The organism is Paenibacillus glufosinatiresistens, assembly GCF_031470375.1.
Taxonomy (GTDB): domain Bacteria; phylum Bacillota; class Bacilli; order Paenibacillales; family Paenibacillaceae; genus Paenibacillus_AQ; species Paenibacillus_AQ glufosinatiresistens.
This window is the reverse complement of record NZ_JAVFHT010000004.1, coordinates 257675-272803: the sequence shown is the minus strand read 5'-3', so window position 1 is coordinate 272803 and position 15129 is coordinate 257675. Positions and strand designations below refer to the sequence as shown.

The window sequence follows — 15129 nt, the reverse complement described above, 5'->3', positions numbered from 1 at the left end:
CGCTAGATGCGATCCTTCCGGCGCTGCTTCTTTGCATGCCGCTCACGGCACCATCAGACCCATCTCGTCCGCCGCTTCCTTCAGCACCGCCGCGTAATTCGCCAGCGTCTCCCGCGACAGACGGCTGACGGGGCCCGACAGCGACAGAGCCGCCGCGACCGCGCCCGAGCGGCCGACGATCGGCACTGCTACCGCTGCCGCCCCCGGTTCCCGCTCCTCGAAGCTAACGGCGAAGCCGAGCCGCCGGACCTCCTCCAGCTGGCGGATATAGCCGGGCTTGTCGACGAAGGCCGGCCAGTCGGCAGCTTCCAGAAGCTGCTGCTGCACCTCCGGCGGCGCATAGGCAGCCAGGACCTTGCTCGAAGCGCCGACCGACAGCGGCAGCCGGGCCCCGATCTGCGCGACCCGGCGGATCGCCTGGTGGCTCTGAACGGCCTGGATGCGCACCCGCTCCAGACCGTCTCGCAGGTACAGGCTGACCGTCTCGCCGAGCCGGTCGCGCAGGCTCTCCATCTGCGGCAGCAGCAGGGCCGCCGGCTCGCCGGTAACCGGCAATCGGGTCGACAGCTCCCAGATGCGGATGCCGAGCCGGTATTTGTCCGTGGCCGCATCGCGGGTCAGGAAGCCCTTCTCCTCCAGCGTCGCCAGCAGGCGGTGCACGGTGCTCTTGTGCAGGCTGATGGCGGCCGCAATTTCGGTCAGGCTCAGCTCCGTGCTTCGCGTGAAGCAGAGCAGAATATCAAGAGCGCGCTCCACGGCGCGCACGGTTGATTTGCGTTCATCATCCATTGTATAGCTCCCCTTCAAGTGTTTCATCATGTGAAACCCGGTTACATATCTATGTACTCCCCTTATCTTAACAAAAGACCGCCAAAAGTCCAGTTTACAGTTCCATTACAAAACCATCGGATTCATTGACTTATCGCCGCCGGCACTCTACGATTAATTTACAAAGTTAAATATTTAATCCATAAGTCATACACAGTCTTAAACGTATTCCATTCCAGGAGGGGACCCCACATGGATCTAGTCACTCGTCAGCCCGGCACGCCGGTCTCCCCCCGATCCAAGCGCACACCGTCCGAGACGCAGCCCAAGCTGTCGCTGCGGATGATCCGATTCCGCCATATCGTCTGGGCGCTGCTGCTCTCGATCTTCTTCTTCTTCGCCTTCTGTTTTATCTCGCTGCACGGCTACATCGCCTGGGTGCTGTCCAACCCGACCGTCGCGCCGCTGTTCTCCAATCCGATGTTGGCCAAGGGCCTGGAATACGAGGACGTCACGTTCCCGGCAATAGACGGCAGCCGCAATGTGCAGGGCTGGTATATTCCGGCTGAAGGATCGACCAAGACCATCGTGTTCAGCCACGGCTACGGGGCGAACCGCGAGGAATCGTGGGTGCCGATGTATGATCTGGCCCACTATGCGCACAAGCTGAATTTCAATGTCGTCATGTTCGATTACGGCTTTGCTTCCCAGACCAACAAGGACATCGCCACCGGTGGCAAGAAAGAATCGCAGCAGCTTCTGGGCGCCGTCCAGCTGGCCAAACAGCGCGGTGCGCAGGAGATCGTCGTCTGGGGCTTCTCGATGGGAGCGGGCACGGCGCTGCAGGCCGGACTGCGCACCGGCGATATCGATGCCATGATTCTCGACAGCACGTTCCTGCTGGAGCCGGACACCCTCTACCACAATATTAAGCAAAATATCGATCTCCCCCGGCATCCGTCCCTGGAGATAATGGAAATGCTCTTCCCCGTTCTTAACGGAACCGGGCTGGACCAGATTCCTTACCGGAAGGTGAAGTCGGAGGACTACCCTTTCCCGATTCTCTTCCTGCACGGAACCAGTGACGTCAAGGCTCCCTACGCCATCGCCGAGGAGCTGGCCGCTGGCCAGACCAACCCGTACTCCGGCTCCTGGATCGTCAAAGGCAGCCATCATGAGCTGCTGTTCCGCGAGCATCCGCGCGAATATTTGCGCCGGGTCTCGGCCTTCCTGGGCAATGTTCCGCTGGCGAAGGAATATGCGGCTGCCCAGTCTAAGGCGAAGGCTGCCGCGGACGACTCTGCCGGCCGATAAAGCGGAGGCAGCCTGCCCGGCATCATCGTTCAATCCCGGTCGTCGCGGTGGACTCTTCTTCCATTTAACAGCAAAGCGCCAGTCCCAGGATTAGCCTGGGGCTGGCGTTTTGCGGTTAAGGCCCGCCGCATCTTTCTTCGGAGAGCGGGCGAGCGGGACTCCGGTGAACAATCAAGCAGGTATGACTCCCCGATGCGACTCATAGGCTGTAGGAGAGATCAATGACGGGAGGTCGGACGGAATGTTGTATGTGTATGGATCTGTACCGCTGATGCGCACACTGGAGGAAATCATATTCTGGAAGAGACGGGAGAAGGAGCACGCAGAGCTTCTTATACGCCATATCCCGGCGCTCGAGCCCCCTTATGTCAATCTGTTGGGCGAATGGGCCCGCGTCTTCGAGGCGACCGAAGGAGCGGCCCGCAGCCTGCTGGAAGAAGTGTCGGCTTCGGGCCGCTCCGCCCGCGACGGAGCAGACCGGACGGGGACGCTGCTCTCGACAGCCCGGGCGCAGTCGCAGGCGTTCATCCGCCAGCTCGGAGCGCTGGCCGAACAGAGCGCGGCGGTCCAAGCGCTCCCGGCCGGCCAGGAACTGCTTCGGCAGCCGGTCGGCGAGTCGGAGAATTATCTCGCCGCCCTTCCCCAGGACGAACCGGTTCGCGAGAAGACGGAGAAGTCTGTATCGATCGGAGGCCACACGCTCCCTCCGCTGCCTTATGCCTACAATGCGCTGGAGCCTCATATCGACGAGAAGACGATGCGGATTCACCATGACATCCACCACCAAGCGTATGTCGACGGTCTGAACAAGGCCGAGAAGAAGCTCGCCAATGCGCGCCGGAGCGGCGATTTCGAGCTGGTGAAGCACTGGGAGCGGGAGCTTGCATTCAACGGAGCCGGTCATTATCTGCATACGATCTTCTGGGATGAAATGTCGCCGAAGGGCGGCGGGCAGCCGACCGGACCGCTTCTGCAGGCGATCGAGCGCGATTTCGGCAGCTACGACGCCTTCAAGAAGCAGTTCAGCCAGGCGGCCGAGAAAGTGGAAGGGAGCGGCTGGGCGATTCTCGTCTGGAGCCCGCGCAGCCGGCGGCTGGAGATCCTGACCGCAGAGAAGCACCAGAACCTCTCACAATGGGATGCAGTGCCGCTGCTGGCGCTGGATGTCTGGGAGCATGCCTATTATCTCAAGCACCAGAACAAGCGCGCCGATTACATCAAGGACTGGTGGAATGTGGTGAACTGGCCCTATGTATCGGAGCGGTTCGAGGCTGCCAGCCGGTTGAAATGGCAGCCGTTCTAGCCGTTCTGGCCCAGAAGAGTCTCACAGCCCGCTTCCGGCTAGGGAGCGGGCTGTAAGACCGGGCAAAGGGCCTGCAAGCTCCCCGCCCGGATAGAGAGTAATGACTAATGGGTCATTTTAGAGCCGCCGGAAGGTTCGGCCGAATGATCCGGTCAGGGCTGTCTTCCATCCAGCTCGACGGTCTCGTTCAGATGCGTGTCTTTGGAGGAGCCGGTGATTTTGCGGACCAGAGAGATTGCGCTCTTCACCATACTTCCGGTATCCCAGTACTCCGCAGCGGCTGCGTGGACCTTAATCAGCACCACGTTGGGATCGTCATAGGAAGTCTCCAGCATTTTCTCGTATACCGGGTTCCAGAATTCCTTCTTCTTCGCGGCATCCTCCACAATCTCGGCGGTTCCGCGAACGGAGACATAAGACTTGCCGGCATACACAACATTCACATTGCGGTTGCCGAGAATCTCCTGATATTTGCTGGTATCCTTCTTCGTCAGGAACCAGATGTCGCCGTCGAACTCGACCTCCTGGGTCTTCATGGGACGCGAGACCGGGCCTTTGTCGCTGATCGTGGTCAGCATGGCGGTGTCCATTCCTTTAATCAGTTCCTTCACTTTGTCGATGGCTTCTGCATTCCAATCATTCGGTTGATTCATCGTAGCGTCACCTCTTGTTTAGGATGGATTGCATACAATTAATCTTACCCTTTAATCTTACCCTTCCTCTGCTCTCCTTAACCCGAGAAGGGCCTCCAGGCGGCCGGATTGATACAAAAAATCTTTCAATAAAATAGAATTTATTCATTTTACTTATTATGGCACTGCGCTGTATCATCGTCTTAAAGCATTTATTCAACCGGAAAGAAGATGATGATTCGCCATGACGGCGCAGCCCGAATTTTACCGTGACCAGTTCCCTTATTCGACTCCTCCCCGCATTGTATGGGATGGCACGACCGTTCCCACCGCCCTGCCGGAAGATATCTTCATTACCGATACTACCTTCCGCGACGGCCAGCAGGCCCGGCCGCCCTATACCGTCAAGCAGATTGCCGATCTGTTCGATTTCCTGCACCGCTTATCCGGCCCCCGGGGGATTATCCGCCAGTCCGAGTTCTTCCTTTATAGTCAAAAAGACCGCGATGCGGTCCGCGCCTGCATGGAGAAAGGCTATGAATTCCCCGAGATTACGGCCTGGATCCGGGCCGTCAAGCAGGATTTCGCGCTCGTCAAGGAGATGGGCATCAAGGAGACCGGCATTCTGACCTCGATCTCCGACTACCACATCTTCCTGAAGCTCGGTCTGACGCGCGAGGAAGCGATGAACCAGTACCTGGGCATCGTGGAAGCCGCGCTGGAAGCCGGAATCCGTCCCCGCTGCCACTTGGAAGACGTCACCCGGGCCGATGTTCCCGGCATGGTTATTCCTTTTGTCCAGAAGCTGATGGAGCTCTCCCGCCAGAGCGGCATTCCGGTCAAGGTCCGGCTCTGCGATACGATGGGACTCGGCGTCTCCTATCCCGGCGCCGCGCTGCCCCGCAGCGTGCCGGCGCTGATTCACACGCTGCGCAGCGAGACCGGGATCGACTCGTCCATGCTGGAGTGGCACGGACACAATGACTTCTACAAAGTGCTGACGAATGCAGCCTCCGCCTGGCTCTACGGCGCCGGGGGCGTTAACGGTACGCTGCTCGGCTTCGGGGAGCGGACGGGAAATACGCCGATTGAAGCGATGCTGATCGAGTATATGGGCATGACCGGCGATACGGATGTGGACCTGACGGTGATTACGGAGATGGCCGAATACTTTGGCCGGGAGCTTCAATACGAGGTGCCTCCAATGACGCCGTTCGTCGGGAAGCAGTTCAACGTCACCGCAGCCGGGATTCACGCCGACGGGCTGGTGAAGAACGAGGAAATCTACAATATCTTTGATACCGGCAAGCTGCTGAACCGTCCGCTCGGCGTGCAGGTCACCGACAAAGCCGGCGCAGCCGGGGTCGCTTTCTGGGTCAATGCTCATCTGCCGATTCCCGGCGGAGAGACGATCGACAAACGGCATCCCGGCATCCAGAAGATGACCGCCTGGGTGGCGGAGCAGTACAGCGACGGGCGGACCACCAGTCTGTCGGATGCGGAACTGATGGAGGCGGCCCGGGAGTTTCTTCCCGAGTATACGAAGATGCTGACGGTCTAACAGCCGGCGCAAGCGCCGGATCGCCGCCGATATGGAGTGCTTTGGGGTCAGCCCTTCGCTCCCCGGCTCCCGATACGCCAAGAGGCGGCCAGATACGGGTCAATCCCGTACCTGGCCGCCTCTTCTGTTATAACCGTATCGGTGCTATTCCTTGATAAGTGCCAGAAATTCTGCTCTGGCCGCCGGATCGGCGCGGAACAATCCCCGTGCCGCCGTCGTAACCGTCTTGCTTCCCGGCTTCTTCACGCCGCGGGCGCACATGCACAGATGCTCGCCTTCCACGACTACCATAACGCCTTGGGCTTCCAGCACCTCTTCCATAATGTCGGCGATCTGGGAGGTAATGCGCTCCTGCACCTGCAGGCGGCGCGTGACCGCTTCGACCAGCCGGGCGAGCTTGCTGAGACCGGCGATCCGGCCGTTCGGAATATAGCCGATATGCACCTTGCCGAAGAACGGCGCCATATGGTGCTCGCACTGGCTGTAATATACAATATCCTTGACAATAACCAGTTCTTCATGGCTCTCGTCGAACGTTACGCCGAGCGTCTCCCTGGGGTGCGCCGCGTATCCGCCAAATATCTCTTCATACATCCGGGCCACCCGGGCCGGCGTATCCAGCAGCCCTTCACGGCCGGGGTCCTCGCCGATCAGCTCCAGAATCTCGCGGATATGGCCCTCGATCAATTCCCGGTTCTCCGCAACTTTAACGTTGCGGCAATCCTTGACGCCTCTCATGCGGCTGCTCCCTTCCGACGGCTCTTGCCGTTCAAACGGCTGCCTGCTTCCGCTCTCTTATTCTGGTTATTTCTTGCGCTTGGGCGCCCGGTTCGCCGGAGCCTGTCCGCGTGCGGGCGGATTCTGGTTCTTCAGCATCTGCTGAGCGCGCTGCATTTGTTTGCCGTTCAGATTGTAGCCCATCTGCTTCGCCACCTTCTGCAGCATGTCCGGATCGTTCTGCATCCGTGTCATCTGCTTGCGCAGATAGAACACGCCTATGAAAAAGCCGCCGAGCAGCCCAACGATCAAGGTGATAATAGGAAGCGCAATATTCATCGTGTACAAGCCCACCCCGTTCTGTATATTGGCGCGCCTCAAGCGCGCGATTCTATCATAGCATTTCACTCTGGGGACAGCAATTGGAAAATCAGCGGCTGTCCAGCCGCTCCAGACCGCGGCTGATATAGGCCAGCACCTCGGCCACGCTCTCGCGTCCGAGGGCTTTCTCCAAAGCTTCGCGGGCCTCTTCCCCGCCGATTCTCGACAGCGACCAGGCGGCCGCAGCCCGCAGCTCCGGCCGGGGATCGTCCGCCAGCACCCCGGCCAGCTTCGGCGCCGCGCCGGCTTCCTTGAAGTTGCCGAGCGCGATCACCGCATTCCGCTGAATCGGCTTCCTGCCTCTCCAGGCAGCTGCGCTGCTGCCGAACTTCTCCTTGAATTCCTTGTTGCTGAGATCCAGGATCGGCAGCAGCAGCGGCTTGGCCTGTTCGGGGTCCGGCTGAAGCTCCGGCCGGTGATCCCAATCCTTGCCCCGGTTGTAGGGGCATACAATCTGGCAGGTGTCGCAGCCGTACAGCCGATTGCCGATTTTGGCCATATATTCATCGCTTAAGTAGCCTTTGGTCTGGGTCAGGTAGGACACGCAGGCCTGGGCGTTGAGTTCTCCGGAGCCGACCAGGGCTCCCGTCGGACAGGCGTCGATGCATTTGGTGCAGTCGCCGCAGCCCATTTCAACCGGCTTGTCGGGAGGGAACGGGATATCCGTCACCAGCTCGCCGAGATAGATCCAGGAGCCCCACTCCGGCGAAATAATCGAACAATTCTTGCCGCTGAAGCCGATCCCGGCCCGCTCTGCCACCGCCCGGTCCACCAGCACGCCGGTATCGACCATGCTCTCCATGACGGCCTCCGGCACCCGCTCCCGGATGAACGCCTCCAGCTTCTCCAGTGCCTCTCTCAGCACCAGATGATAGTCCCGCCCCCAGGCGGAGCGGGCCAGAATGCCCCGGCGCGCGCCGGACTCCGACTTCGGCGGGTTCTTCATCTTGGACGGGTAGGCCACCGCGACCGCCAGAATCGAGCGCGGCGTTCCGGCCGCAAGCGCCGGAGTCGTCCGTTTGTCCAGATCCGGCTCCTCGAACCCGGATTCATGGCCCCGGTCCCGGTGCTGCTGCAGCCGTTCTTTGAGATATAGAAAAGGGTCCGCCGCGGCGAACCCGATACTGTCAATGCCAAGCGCCGGCGCGGCCGCTGTCAGCTCGGCTTTCAGTTGTTCCCAGCGACGGGAAGCGGATACTTCCGCTGCCGGGTTCATGGGGTTCATTGAGTAAGCCTCCTCTAGTTATTACCTTCTTCTTGCCCACGGGCGCTACAGCCCGCGGAACTTGGACAGCGGCCACCAGATCAGCGAGGCCCGTCCGACAATCCGCTCTTCGTCCACTTCGCCGAAGAACCGGCTGTCCCGGCTTGCCCCGGACCGGCGGTTGTCGCCCATCACGAAGTAATGATCCGGGCTGACCGTGACCGCCGCAAAATCGGCATCGCCGATCGGCACGTCGGTATAGGACTCCGGCACCGGTCTCCCGTTGACGTACAATTCGTGCTCCCGCACCTCCACCGTGTCGCCGGGAATGCCGATCACCCGCTTGACGAGATATTCCTTGGCCTGCGGTCCGTCTTCGGGATCATGAAGCACGACAATCTCGCCCCTTCCCGGGGGCGTGAAGAGCAGGCCGATCTTATTAATGAACAGCCGTTCGCCCTCGAGCAGCGTCGGCTGCATCGACTGGCCTTCCACGACGGATAGGTTGAAGACATACAGGTTCAGCAGGGTAACCGCCGCCACCGCGACTGCTGCGGCAATGATAATATCCCGGAGAGCGCCCTTCCAGCCGCTTCTTCGCCGCAGCCGGCGGCGCCGGGTGTGCATGTCGGTACGGTTGGGGAACTGGGGCGCAGCGCCTTCGCGTTCAGGTTCGTTCATGGCTGATCCTTCCGACGGTCCGTTAGCCGTCTTCCAATAGAAAAGCATATCCCTAACCGGCCTCAAGGCCCGGGGGATATGCCTAGTATAAAGGAACCGGCACATCCGGTTCAATTCCATTTGCTTCTATAAGTACGGTCACTTGTCCGGCTTGGAACCGGATACAACGCTGTCAACCCACAATGCTTAAATGGCGCACCGAGCGGAATGCCTTGTTCTCTCCGTAGCCCATCGCTTCGTAGAGCGGCAGTACAGGATCGTTATGCTCGTCCACCGCCACATAGATCCCGCCGACCTTGCGGGCCTGGAAGCGGCTCTCCATTGCCTGTACAAGACTGCGGCCGATTCCTCTGCGGCGATAGTCGGGATGTACGGCAATCCGGAAATAGCAGCCTTGGTTCTTCTCGATCGTGCCGATCAGCGCGCCGACAATGGCGCCGTCTTCTTCGGCTACGACAATCAAGTCGGAGTCCCACGACAGTTGCCGGGAAAAAGGCTCCATCGTGTTCTCGAAACATTCTTCAGACAGGGCTGTCTGCAGCAGCTCTATTACCGAGCTGCAATCGCTTAACTGAATGGATCGAACCTGCATTCTTCAAAATCTCCCTTTTCTTTGGCATGGATTGAAGGAGTTCCCTTGATAGGCGGGTGGAAACATCAAATTTCGAGGAATACCTGCTTCTAGTAGTATTAAAACATACTTTTCTCGCGATATCATTACATTTCTCCCGAAAGCGCTTTATATAAAGCGTTTTCATCGAGATTTATGTAAATTCATTGAATTTCAGTCCTGCGAATTTTTGAAATTTCCCGATCTGTGTAAAGCAGTGTCAGCCTTGTGTTCCCGGACCGAACAGCTGTCTCCTCCCCGGAGGCAAAGGCTCCTTACTAAACAAACGTTTGTGTTTGTTTAGTGTTGCATTCTTCCAGCGAATGCGGTTTAATGGTCATATCAATTCCAATACCACTCAGGAGGGATTTTTCCATGGCATTTGAATTACCGGCACTTCCTTACGCTAACGACGCACTCGAACCCCACATTGATGCTCAAACGATGGAAATCCACCACGACCGCCACCACAACACCTATGTTACGAACCTGAACGCTGCATTGGAAAAGGCTCCGGAACTCGCAGGCAAGGGCCTGGAAGAACTGCTCGCCGACATCAACTCCGTACCGGAAGCGATCCGCACGGCTGTCCGCAACAACGGCGGCGGCCATGCCAACCACTCGCTGTTCTGGGAGACAATCGGCCCTAACGGCGGCGGCGCTCCGACCGGCGCGCTGGCTGAAGCCATCGACAAGGAACTGGGCGGTTTCTATAAGTTCAAGGAAGATTTCGCGGCTGCGGCCACTACCCGCTTCGGCAGCGGCTGGGCCTGGCTGACCGTTAAGGACGGCAAGCTGGCCGTTACCAGCACCCCGAACCAGGACAGCCCGATCATGGACGGCGCGACTCCGCTCCTCGGCCTGGACGTATGGGAGCATGCTTACTACCTGAAATACCAGAACAAGCGCCCGGATTACATCAAGGCGTTCTGGAACGTTGTGAACTGGGAAGCCGTGGGCAAGCGCTACGACAGCGCAAAGTAATTCTGCCCCGCCTATAGCCTGAACAGCAAGAAGCCCCGGACCGGAAGGTTCGGGGCTTCTTGCTGTGCGCCGCCTGCCGGACAAGTGGCCGTCAGGTCTACTGATGGTTCTGCTGTTGGTTCTGCTGTTGGTTCTGCTGCTGGTTCTGCTGCTGGTTCTGCTGATGGTTCTGCTGTTGGTCCTGCTGCTGCCTATTCTTCCTGTTCCGGTTCCTGTCCTCGCGTCTCCCCCTGCTCGCGCTGATCGAAGTAGGCGTTCAGCAGCTTCAGGAACACGTTCGGAAAAGCGTAGCCGGCCATCTCTTCCCGGCCGATCCAGCGGTGCGGGCCGGAATCCCCGGACGAGCCGGGCCCGGCCTCGAACGGCAGCACCGGCTCCGGCGCTTCGCCTGCCGGAGCCTCCCCCGGGGCGGCTGCGCCCGCCGCCCCGTAAGGCACCCTGGCTTCCGCAGCCATCGGCAGCGGAAGCTCTTCCTCCCTGCAGAGGTATACCTGCAGGGTCCATTGCAGATGGCTGAACGTGTGCTCGGCAGCCGTCCAGTGCTTCCCGGGCCGGGCTGCGATCCCGGCCCCCGCCAGGGACCGGCGCAGCCGGTCCCGCACGGCTTCTTCCGGCGGCGCCGCCGGAAGGCCGCTCCTGCGCGTCCCCGCTCTGCCCCGGGGACGGTCGCCGGGGGCGCCGCTCTCCTCCGGCGCCGGCCAGTGCGGCAGCTCCCACATGCGGGCCAGCAGGCCCTGGGCCGGACGCTGCCGGATCAGTACCTTGCCCGCGTGCGCGCCGCGGCCTTCCACCAGCGCCGCAAGCCGCGTCTCGGGGCGCGGCGGCTTCGCCTTGCTCTTGACGGGCAGCTCGTTCTCCCGGCCCGCCAGCCGCCCCGCGCAGCGTTCCATCACGGGGCAGACGAGGCAGCGCGGCGATTTCGGCGTGCAGGTCATGGCCCCGTGCTCCATCAGCGCCTGGTTAAACTCCCGCGCTTCCCCTTCGGGGATCAGCTCCCGGGCCAGTCCTTCCATCAGAATGCGTGTCTTCGGCTTGGCGACGTCGTCGTCAATCAGGAAGAAGCGCGACAGCACCCGCATGACATTGCCGTCCACCGCCGGTTCCGGCCGCCCGAACGCGATGCTCAGAATTGCGCCCGCCGTATACGGTCCGACGCCCTTCAGGCCGGCCACTGCTTCCACATCGTTTGGAATCACGCCGCCGTAGCGCTCCTTCACATCCTTCGCAGCCTGCTGGAGATTGCGCGCCCGGGAGTAGTAGCCGAGGCCCTCCCAACATTTCAGCACGTCCTCCTCCGGCGCATCCGCCAGCACAGTCACATCGGGGAAGCGTTCGACGAACCGCAGGAAATACGGAATGACCGTATCCACCCGCGTCTGCTGCAGCATGATTTCCGATACCCAGATCCGGTACGGGTCGCGGGTCCGCCGCCAGGGCAGATCGCGTTTATGCGCCAAATACCAGTCCAGCAGTCCCGCACTGAAGAATTCCCGGTCTTCGCGGGGCCAGCGTTCTTCCAGTTTCGTATCAGTCACCGCGCTTCACCTCCACCACGCAAAAGGCCGAAGCCATCTGCCGCTCATGCGTAATCGTCAGATGAACGGCGCACCGGCCGGGCTCCAGGCCAAGCCGGGTCCACGCCGCCTCGCTCAGCTCTGCCGCCGGACGGCCGCCTTCGGCCGGCACAATCGCCATGTCGCCGAAGCCGAGCGTTGCGCCGATGCCGCAGCCGAATGCCTTGGCGATGGCTTCCTTCGCCGCGAACCGGCCGGCGGCGAATTCCTGCTCGCGCCCGGGCCGCGCCCGCATGGCTTCCCGTTCCCGGACGGTCAGAATCCGGTCCAGGAACCGCTCCGCGCTTTTGCCGGCCAGCAGCCGCCCTACCCGTTCGATCTCGACCAGATCATGTCCGATTCCGAATATCATGTCCTTCGCTCCTTAGTAGTTTTGCAGCTCCGTTTCTGCTATCTTAATAGAGGAAGAGTTCCTCTCAACAAATTTCTTTATTCTATATAATAATCCGGCAGGTGTCCAGACGCCGGTTATCCCATCAGACAAGGAGCGCACTGTTATGAAGAACGTTCAGCACTTTGAGATTCCGGCCGGAGACGACGCCGTTCTCCGCTGTTCGCGTTTTTCCCCGGCCGCAAGAGCCAAAGCGCTTATCGTCATCGCCCACGGCTACAAAGGCTTCAAAGACTGGGGCATGTTCCCCTATGCCGCCGAGACGCTCAGCCGGGACTATGAAGTTGTTACCTTCAATTTTTCCCACGGCGGAATCGGCGAGGATCTGATGAATTTCACCGAGCTGGAGAAGTTCGCCCGCAATACCTACGACCGGGAGAGCCGGGACTTGCAGGTGCTGCTGGCCTATCTCAGCCAGCATCCCAAGCTCGGCGGACTGCCGCTGTTCCTGATCGGCCACAGCCGGGGAGCGGGCGACTGCCTGCTCTATGCCCTGGATCATCCGGGCGAAGCCGCCGGGGTCATCTGCTGGAACGGCGTGACCGACCTCGATCTGTTCACCGAAGAGCAGAAGCAGGGGATGCGCGAGAACGGCCGGGCCTTCGTGCTGAACGGACGGACCGGCCAGCAGATGCCGCTGGATGCCGTGATTCTGGAAGATCTCGAGCGGCAGCGTGACCGCTACCAGCTGATCTTCCGCTTGGCCGGAGCCGACTTCCCCGTCGTGCTGATTCAAGGCACCGGGGACGGAGAACATCTGATCCGGGGATCGCAGCGGCTTGTCGATGTCCGGCCGGATATCGAATGGGTACGGATTCCGGGAGGCAACCATACTTTCGGCACCGTCCATCCTTTTGCCGGAACGACGCCGCAGCTCGAAGCCGCCCTTGCGGCCACCCGGGCCTTCGTGGAACGGGTGCTGGCGGGTTAATCCCCGTCCGCAGCTGTTCCTTGAATGAATCTTCGCAGCCCGGAACGCAGCGATCCCGCACGCCCACGAAAGGGGCGGCGGGATCGCTGCGTTCTAATCAGATTATTGGCAGTACCGGCTGAAAATCTCCTTCAGCTCATCCGCGATCTCGGCGGCGGAGCGGTCTTCCACGCCATGACGCTCGATGAAATGCACCAGCTCTCCGTCTTTCATCAGGGCGATGGACGGCGAGGACGGCGGGTACGGAGCGAAGTATTCGCGCGCCTTGGCCGTAGCTTCTCTCTCCTGTCCGGCGAACACCGTGAACAGATGGTCCGGCTTGACTCCGCTCTCTCTGAGGGCTTCGGCGACCCCGGGACGGCATTGTCCGGCAGCGCAGCCGCAGACGGAATTGACGACAACAAGAGCGGTTCCCTTGGCGTTAGGCAGCGCGGCCTCCACGTCCTCCGGCGTCAGCAGCTCCTGGAACCCGATGCTGGTCAGGTCATCGCGCATCGGCTGGATGGAGTCTCTCATATGTTGGTGAAAAAACATCGACATGTCGGTCACTCTCCTTAGTAATGAACTAACTTTATTATACATTCCAACTCTCTGAAAGCAAGAGAACAGCCGGCGGACCCCTCCAGGCTGGCTTCGGTCCTTGTCTAATGCTATGATGGGGCCAGCTACAACTTGGAAGAAGGAGCTACTCTCATGAACGCTTACGATGTCATCGTGATCGGCGGCGGGCCTTCGGGCCTGATGGCCTCCGTGGCGGCGGCGGAGCGCGGCGCTTCGGTGCTGCTGCTCGACAAGGGCAACAAACTGGGCCGCAAGCTGGGCATATCCGGCGGCGGCCGCTGCAATGTGACCAACGCCAAGGAACCGGACGAGCTGATCGCCCATATTCCGGGGAACGGGCGCTTTCTGTACAGCGCGTTCCAGCATTTTGACAACCGCGATATCATCGCTTTCTTCGAGGGTCTCGGCATCGCCTTGAAAGAAGAAGATAACGGCCGGATGTTCCCGGTCTCGGACAAAGCCGCAAGCGTCGTCTCGGCGCTGATCGGACGGGTGCGCGAACTGGGCGTCGAGATTCGCACCGGACAGGCCGTCCGGGAAATCCGCTACGGGAAGGAAGAAGTAAGCGGCGTTGCGCTGGCCTCGGGAGAGACCCTTGACGCGAAATCGGTCATCGTGGCCACCGGCGGCAAATCGGTTCCCCAGACGGGTTCTACCGGCGACGGGTATCCTTGGGCGATGGCTGCCGGGCATACCGTAACCGAGCTGTATCCCACCGAGGTGCCGATTGTCTCGCGCGAGGACTGGATTCAGTCCGGCGAGCTGCAGGGCCTGTCCCTCCGGGATGTCACCTTGTCCGTCTGGGGGCCCAAGGGCCGGAAGGCCGCGGCTGCAGGCGATCCCGAAGCCGACCCGTTCCTCTCCCTCAAAAAAATAATCGCCCACCGGGGCGATATGATCTTCACTCATTTCGGCCTGTCGGGGCCGATTGCGCTGCGGTGCAGCCAGTTCCTCCGCCAGGTCCAGCAGAAGACGGGCCAGAAGGCCGTTCTGCTCTCCATTGACCTGTTCCCGGATCTGAATATGTCCGGGACCGAGGACTTACTCACGGACAAGCTTGGCGCTGAGCCCAAACGCGCGCTGCGCAATGTGCTGAAAGGGCTGCTTCCCGAGCGGCTCGTTCCGCTCGTGCTGCGCAGCGCCGGGCTGGACGGCGACCTTCTCGCCGGCAGCCTGTCCCGGGCCGCCCAGTCCGCGCTGGCCGGGATGCTGAAGCGCCTGCCCGTAACGGCTCACGGCACGCGTTCGCTGTCCGAGGCTTTTGTCACCGGCGGCGGCGTCCACCTCAAAGAAATTGAGCCCGGCACCATGCAGTCGAAGCTCATGCCCGGCCTGTTCTTCTGCGGCGAGGTGCTCGACATCCACGGCTATACCGGAGGCTACAACATCACCGCCGCCTTCTCGACCGGCTACACGGCGGGTAAGCACGCCGCCGAGCGGGCAGGGCATTATTCGGCGCAGTAGGTTACTGATTTAGGTGATGAGACGCTATCCCAAAAAGGCGAGTGCCCGTTCAC

16 protein-coding genes are annotated in these 15129 nt (G+C 60.7%); 6 read left to right on the top strand and 10 right to left on the bottom strand.

The features are described from left to right. Window positions 1–42: 42 nt before the first annotated feature. Window positions 43–789, bottom strand: coding sequence for an IclR family transcriptional regulator (locus RBI05_RS07730; RefSeq protein WP_310550653.1), 747 nt, complete (start codon window positions 787–789; stop codon window positions 43–45). 231 nt (window positions 790–1020) lie between these two features. Here RBI05_RS07730 and RBI05_RS07725 point away from each other — a divergent pair, with 231 nt between their 5' ends. Both RBI05_RS07725 and RBI05_RS07720 read left to right on the top strand, forming a co-directional pair. Beyond that, on the top strand, window positions 1021–2082 hold the full coding sequence (locus RBI05_RS07725; RefSeq protein WP_310550652.1) for an alpha/beta hydrolase: 1062 nt from the start codon (window positions 1021–1023) through the stop codon (window positions 2080–2082). A 241-nt stretch (window positions 2083–2323) separates the two neighbouring features. Continuing rightward, window positions 2324–3385: a Fe-Mn family superoxide dismutase gene (locus tag RBI05_RS07720; RefSeq protein ID WP_310550651.1), complete on the top strand. Its 1062-nt coding sequence runs from the start codon at window positions 2324–2326 to the stop codon at window positions 3383–3385. A gap of 152 nt (window positions 3386–3537) precedes the next feature. Here the strand turns inward: RBI05_RS07720 and RBI05_RS07715 are convergent, their stop codons facing one another. Next, on the bottom strand, window positions 3538–4038 hold the full coding sequence (locus RBI05_RS07715) for a pyridoxamine 5'-phosphate oxidase family protein (protein ID WP_150459620.1): 501 nt from the start codon (window positions 4036–4038) through the stop codon (window positions 3538–3540). A 223-nt stretch (window positions 4039–4261) separates the two neighbouring features. Here RBI05_RS07715 and RBI05_RS07710 point away from each other — a divergent pair, with 223 nt between their 5' ends. Then, window positions 4262–5578 carry a beta/alpha barrel domain-containing protein gene (locus RBI05_RS07710; protein ID WP_310550650.1) on the top strand — a complete coding sequence of 439 codons (1317 nt, stop codon included), beginning with the start codon at window positions 4262–4264 and terminating at the stop codon, window positions 5576–5578. A 144-nt stretch (window positions 5579–5722) separates the two neighbouring features. On the opposite strand, the gene folE is transcribed toward RBI05_RS07710, so the two are convergent. The 5 genes from folE to RBI05_RS07685 form a co-directional block, all read right to left on the bottom strand. Next, complete coding sequence (folE, locus tag RBI05_RS07705; protein WP_310550649.1) at window positions 5723–6316, bottom strand: GTP cyclohydrolase I FolE; 594 nt, start codon at window positions 6314–6316, stop codon at window positions 5723–5725. Window positions 6317–6382: 66 nt separating this feature from the next. Then, on the bottom strand, window positions 6383–6634 hold the full coding sequence (locus tag RBI05_RS07700; RefSeq protein ID WP_150459623.1) for a YneF family protein: 252 nt from the start codon (window positions 6632–6634) through the stop codon (window positions 6383–6385). Window positions 6635–6725: 91 nt separating this feature from the next. Beyond that, complete coding sequence (gene queG, locus RBI05_RS07695; protein ID WP_310550648.1) at window positions 6726–7901, bottom strand: tRNA epoxyqueuosine(34) reductase QueG; 1176 nt, start codon at window positions 7899–7901, stop codon at window positions 6726–6728. Window positions 7902–7946: 45 nt separating this feature from the next. Beyond that, complete coding sequence (lepB, locus tag RBI05_RS07690; RefSeq protein WP_310550647.1) at window positions 7947–8561, bottom strand: signal peptidase I; 615 nt, start codon at window positions 8559–8561, stop codon at window positions 7947–7949. Window positions 8562–8733: 172 nt separating this feature from the next. Then, entirely contained in the window at window positions 8734–9153 is a 420-nt protein-coding gene (locus RBI05_RS07685) for a GNAT family N-acetyltransferase (protein WP_150459625.1), read from the bottom strand. Between the two features lie 393 nt (window positions 9154–9546). On the opposite strand from RBI05_RS07685, the gene RBI05_RS07680 reads away from it, so the two are divergent. Further along, entirely contained in the window at window positions 9547–10155 is a 609-nt protein-coding gene (locus RBI05_RS07680; RefSeq protein WP_310550646.1) for a superoxide dismutase, read from the top strand. 191 nt (window positions 10156–10346) lie between these two features. Here the strand turns inward: RBI05_RS07680 and mutY are convergent, their stop codons facing one another. After that, window positions 10347–11690: an A/G-specific adenine glycosylase gene (gene mutY / locus RBI05_RS07675; RefSeq protein ID WP_310550645.1), complete on the bottom strand. Its 1344-nt coding sequence runs from the start codon at window positions 11688–11690 to the stop codon at window positions 10347–10349. Continuing rightward, window positions 11683–12081: a holo-ACP synthase gene (acpS, locus tag RBI05_RS07670; protein ID WP_150459628.1), complete on the bottom strand. Its 399-nt coding sequence runs from the start codon at window positions 12079–12081 to the stop codon at window positions 11683–11685. Before acpS ends, mutY begins: the two co-directional genes overlap by 8 nt. Window positions 12082–12226: 145 nt before the next feature. Here acpS and RBI05_RS07665 point away from each other — a divergent pair, with 145 nt between their 5' ends. Next, window positions 12227–13051 (top strand): alpha/beta hydrolase family protein, encoded by an 825-nt coding sequence (locus RBI05_RS07665; RefSeq protein WP_150459629.1) that lies wholly within the window; start codon window positions 12227–12229, stop codon window positions 13049–13051. Window positions 13052–13153: 102 nt separating this feature from the next. On the opposite strand, the gene RBI05_RS07660 is transcribed toward RBI05_RS07665, so the two are convergent. Then, window positions 13154–13591, bottom strand: coding sequence for a BrxA/BrxB family bacilliredoxin (locus tag RBI05_RS07660; protein WP_150459630.1), 438 nt, complete (start codon window positions 13589–13591; stop codon window positions 13154–13156). Window positions 13592–13744: 153 nt separating this feature from the next. Here RBI05_RS07660 and RBI05_RS07655 point away from each other — a divergent pair, with 153 nt between their 5' ends. Then, on the top strand, window positions 13745–15076 hold the full coding sequence (locus tag RBI05_RS07655) for a BaiN/RdsA family NAD(P)/FAD-dependent oxidoreductase (protein ID WP_310550644.1): 1332 nt from the start codon (window positions 13745–13747) through the stop codon (window positions 15074–15076). The last annotated feature ends 53 nt before the right edge of the window (window positions 15077–15129 follow it).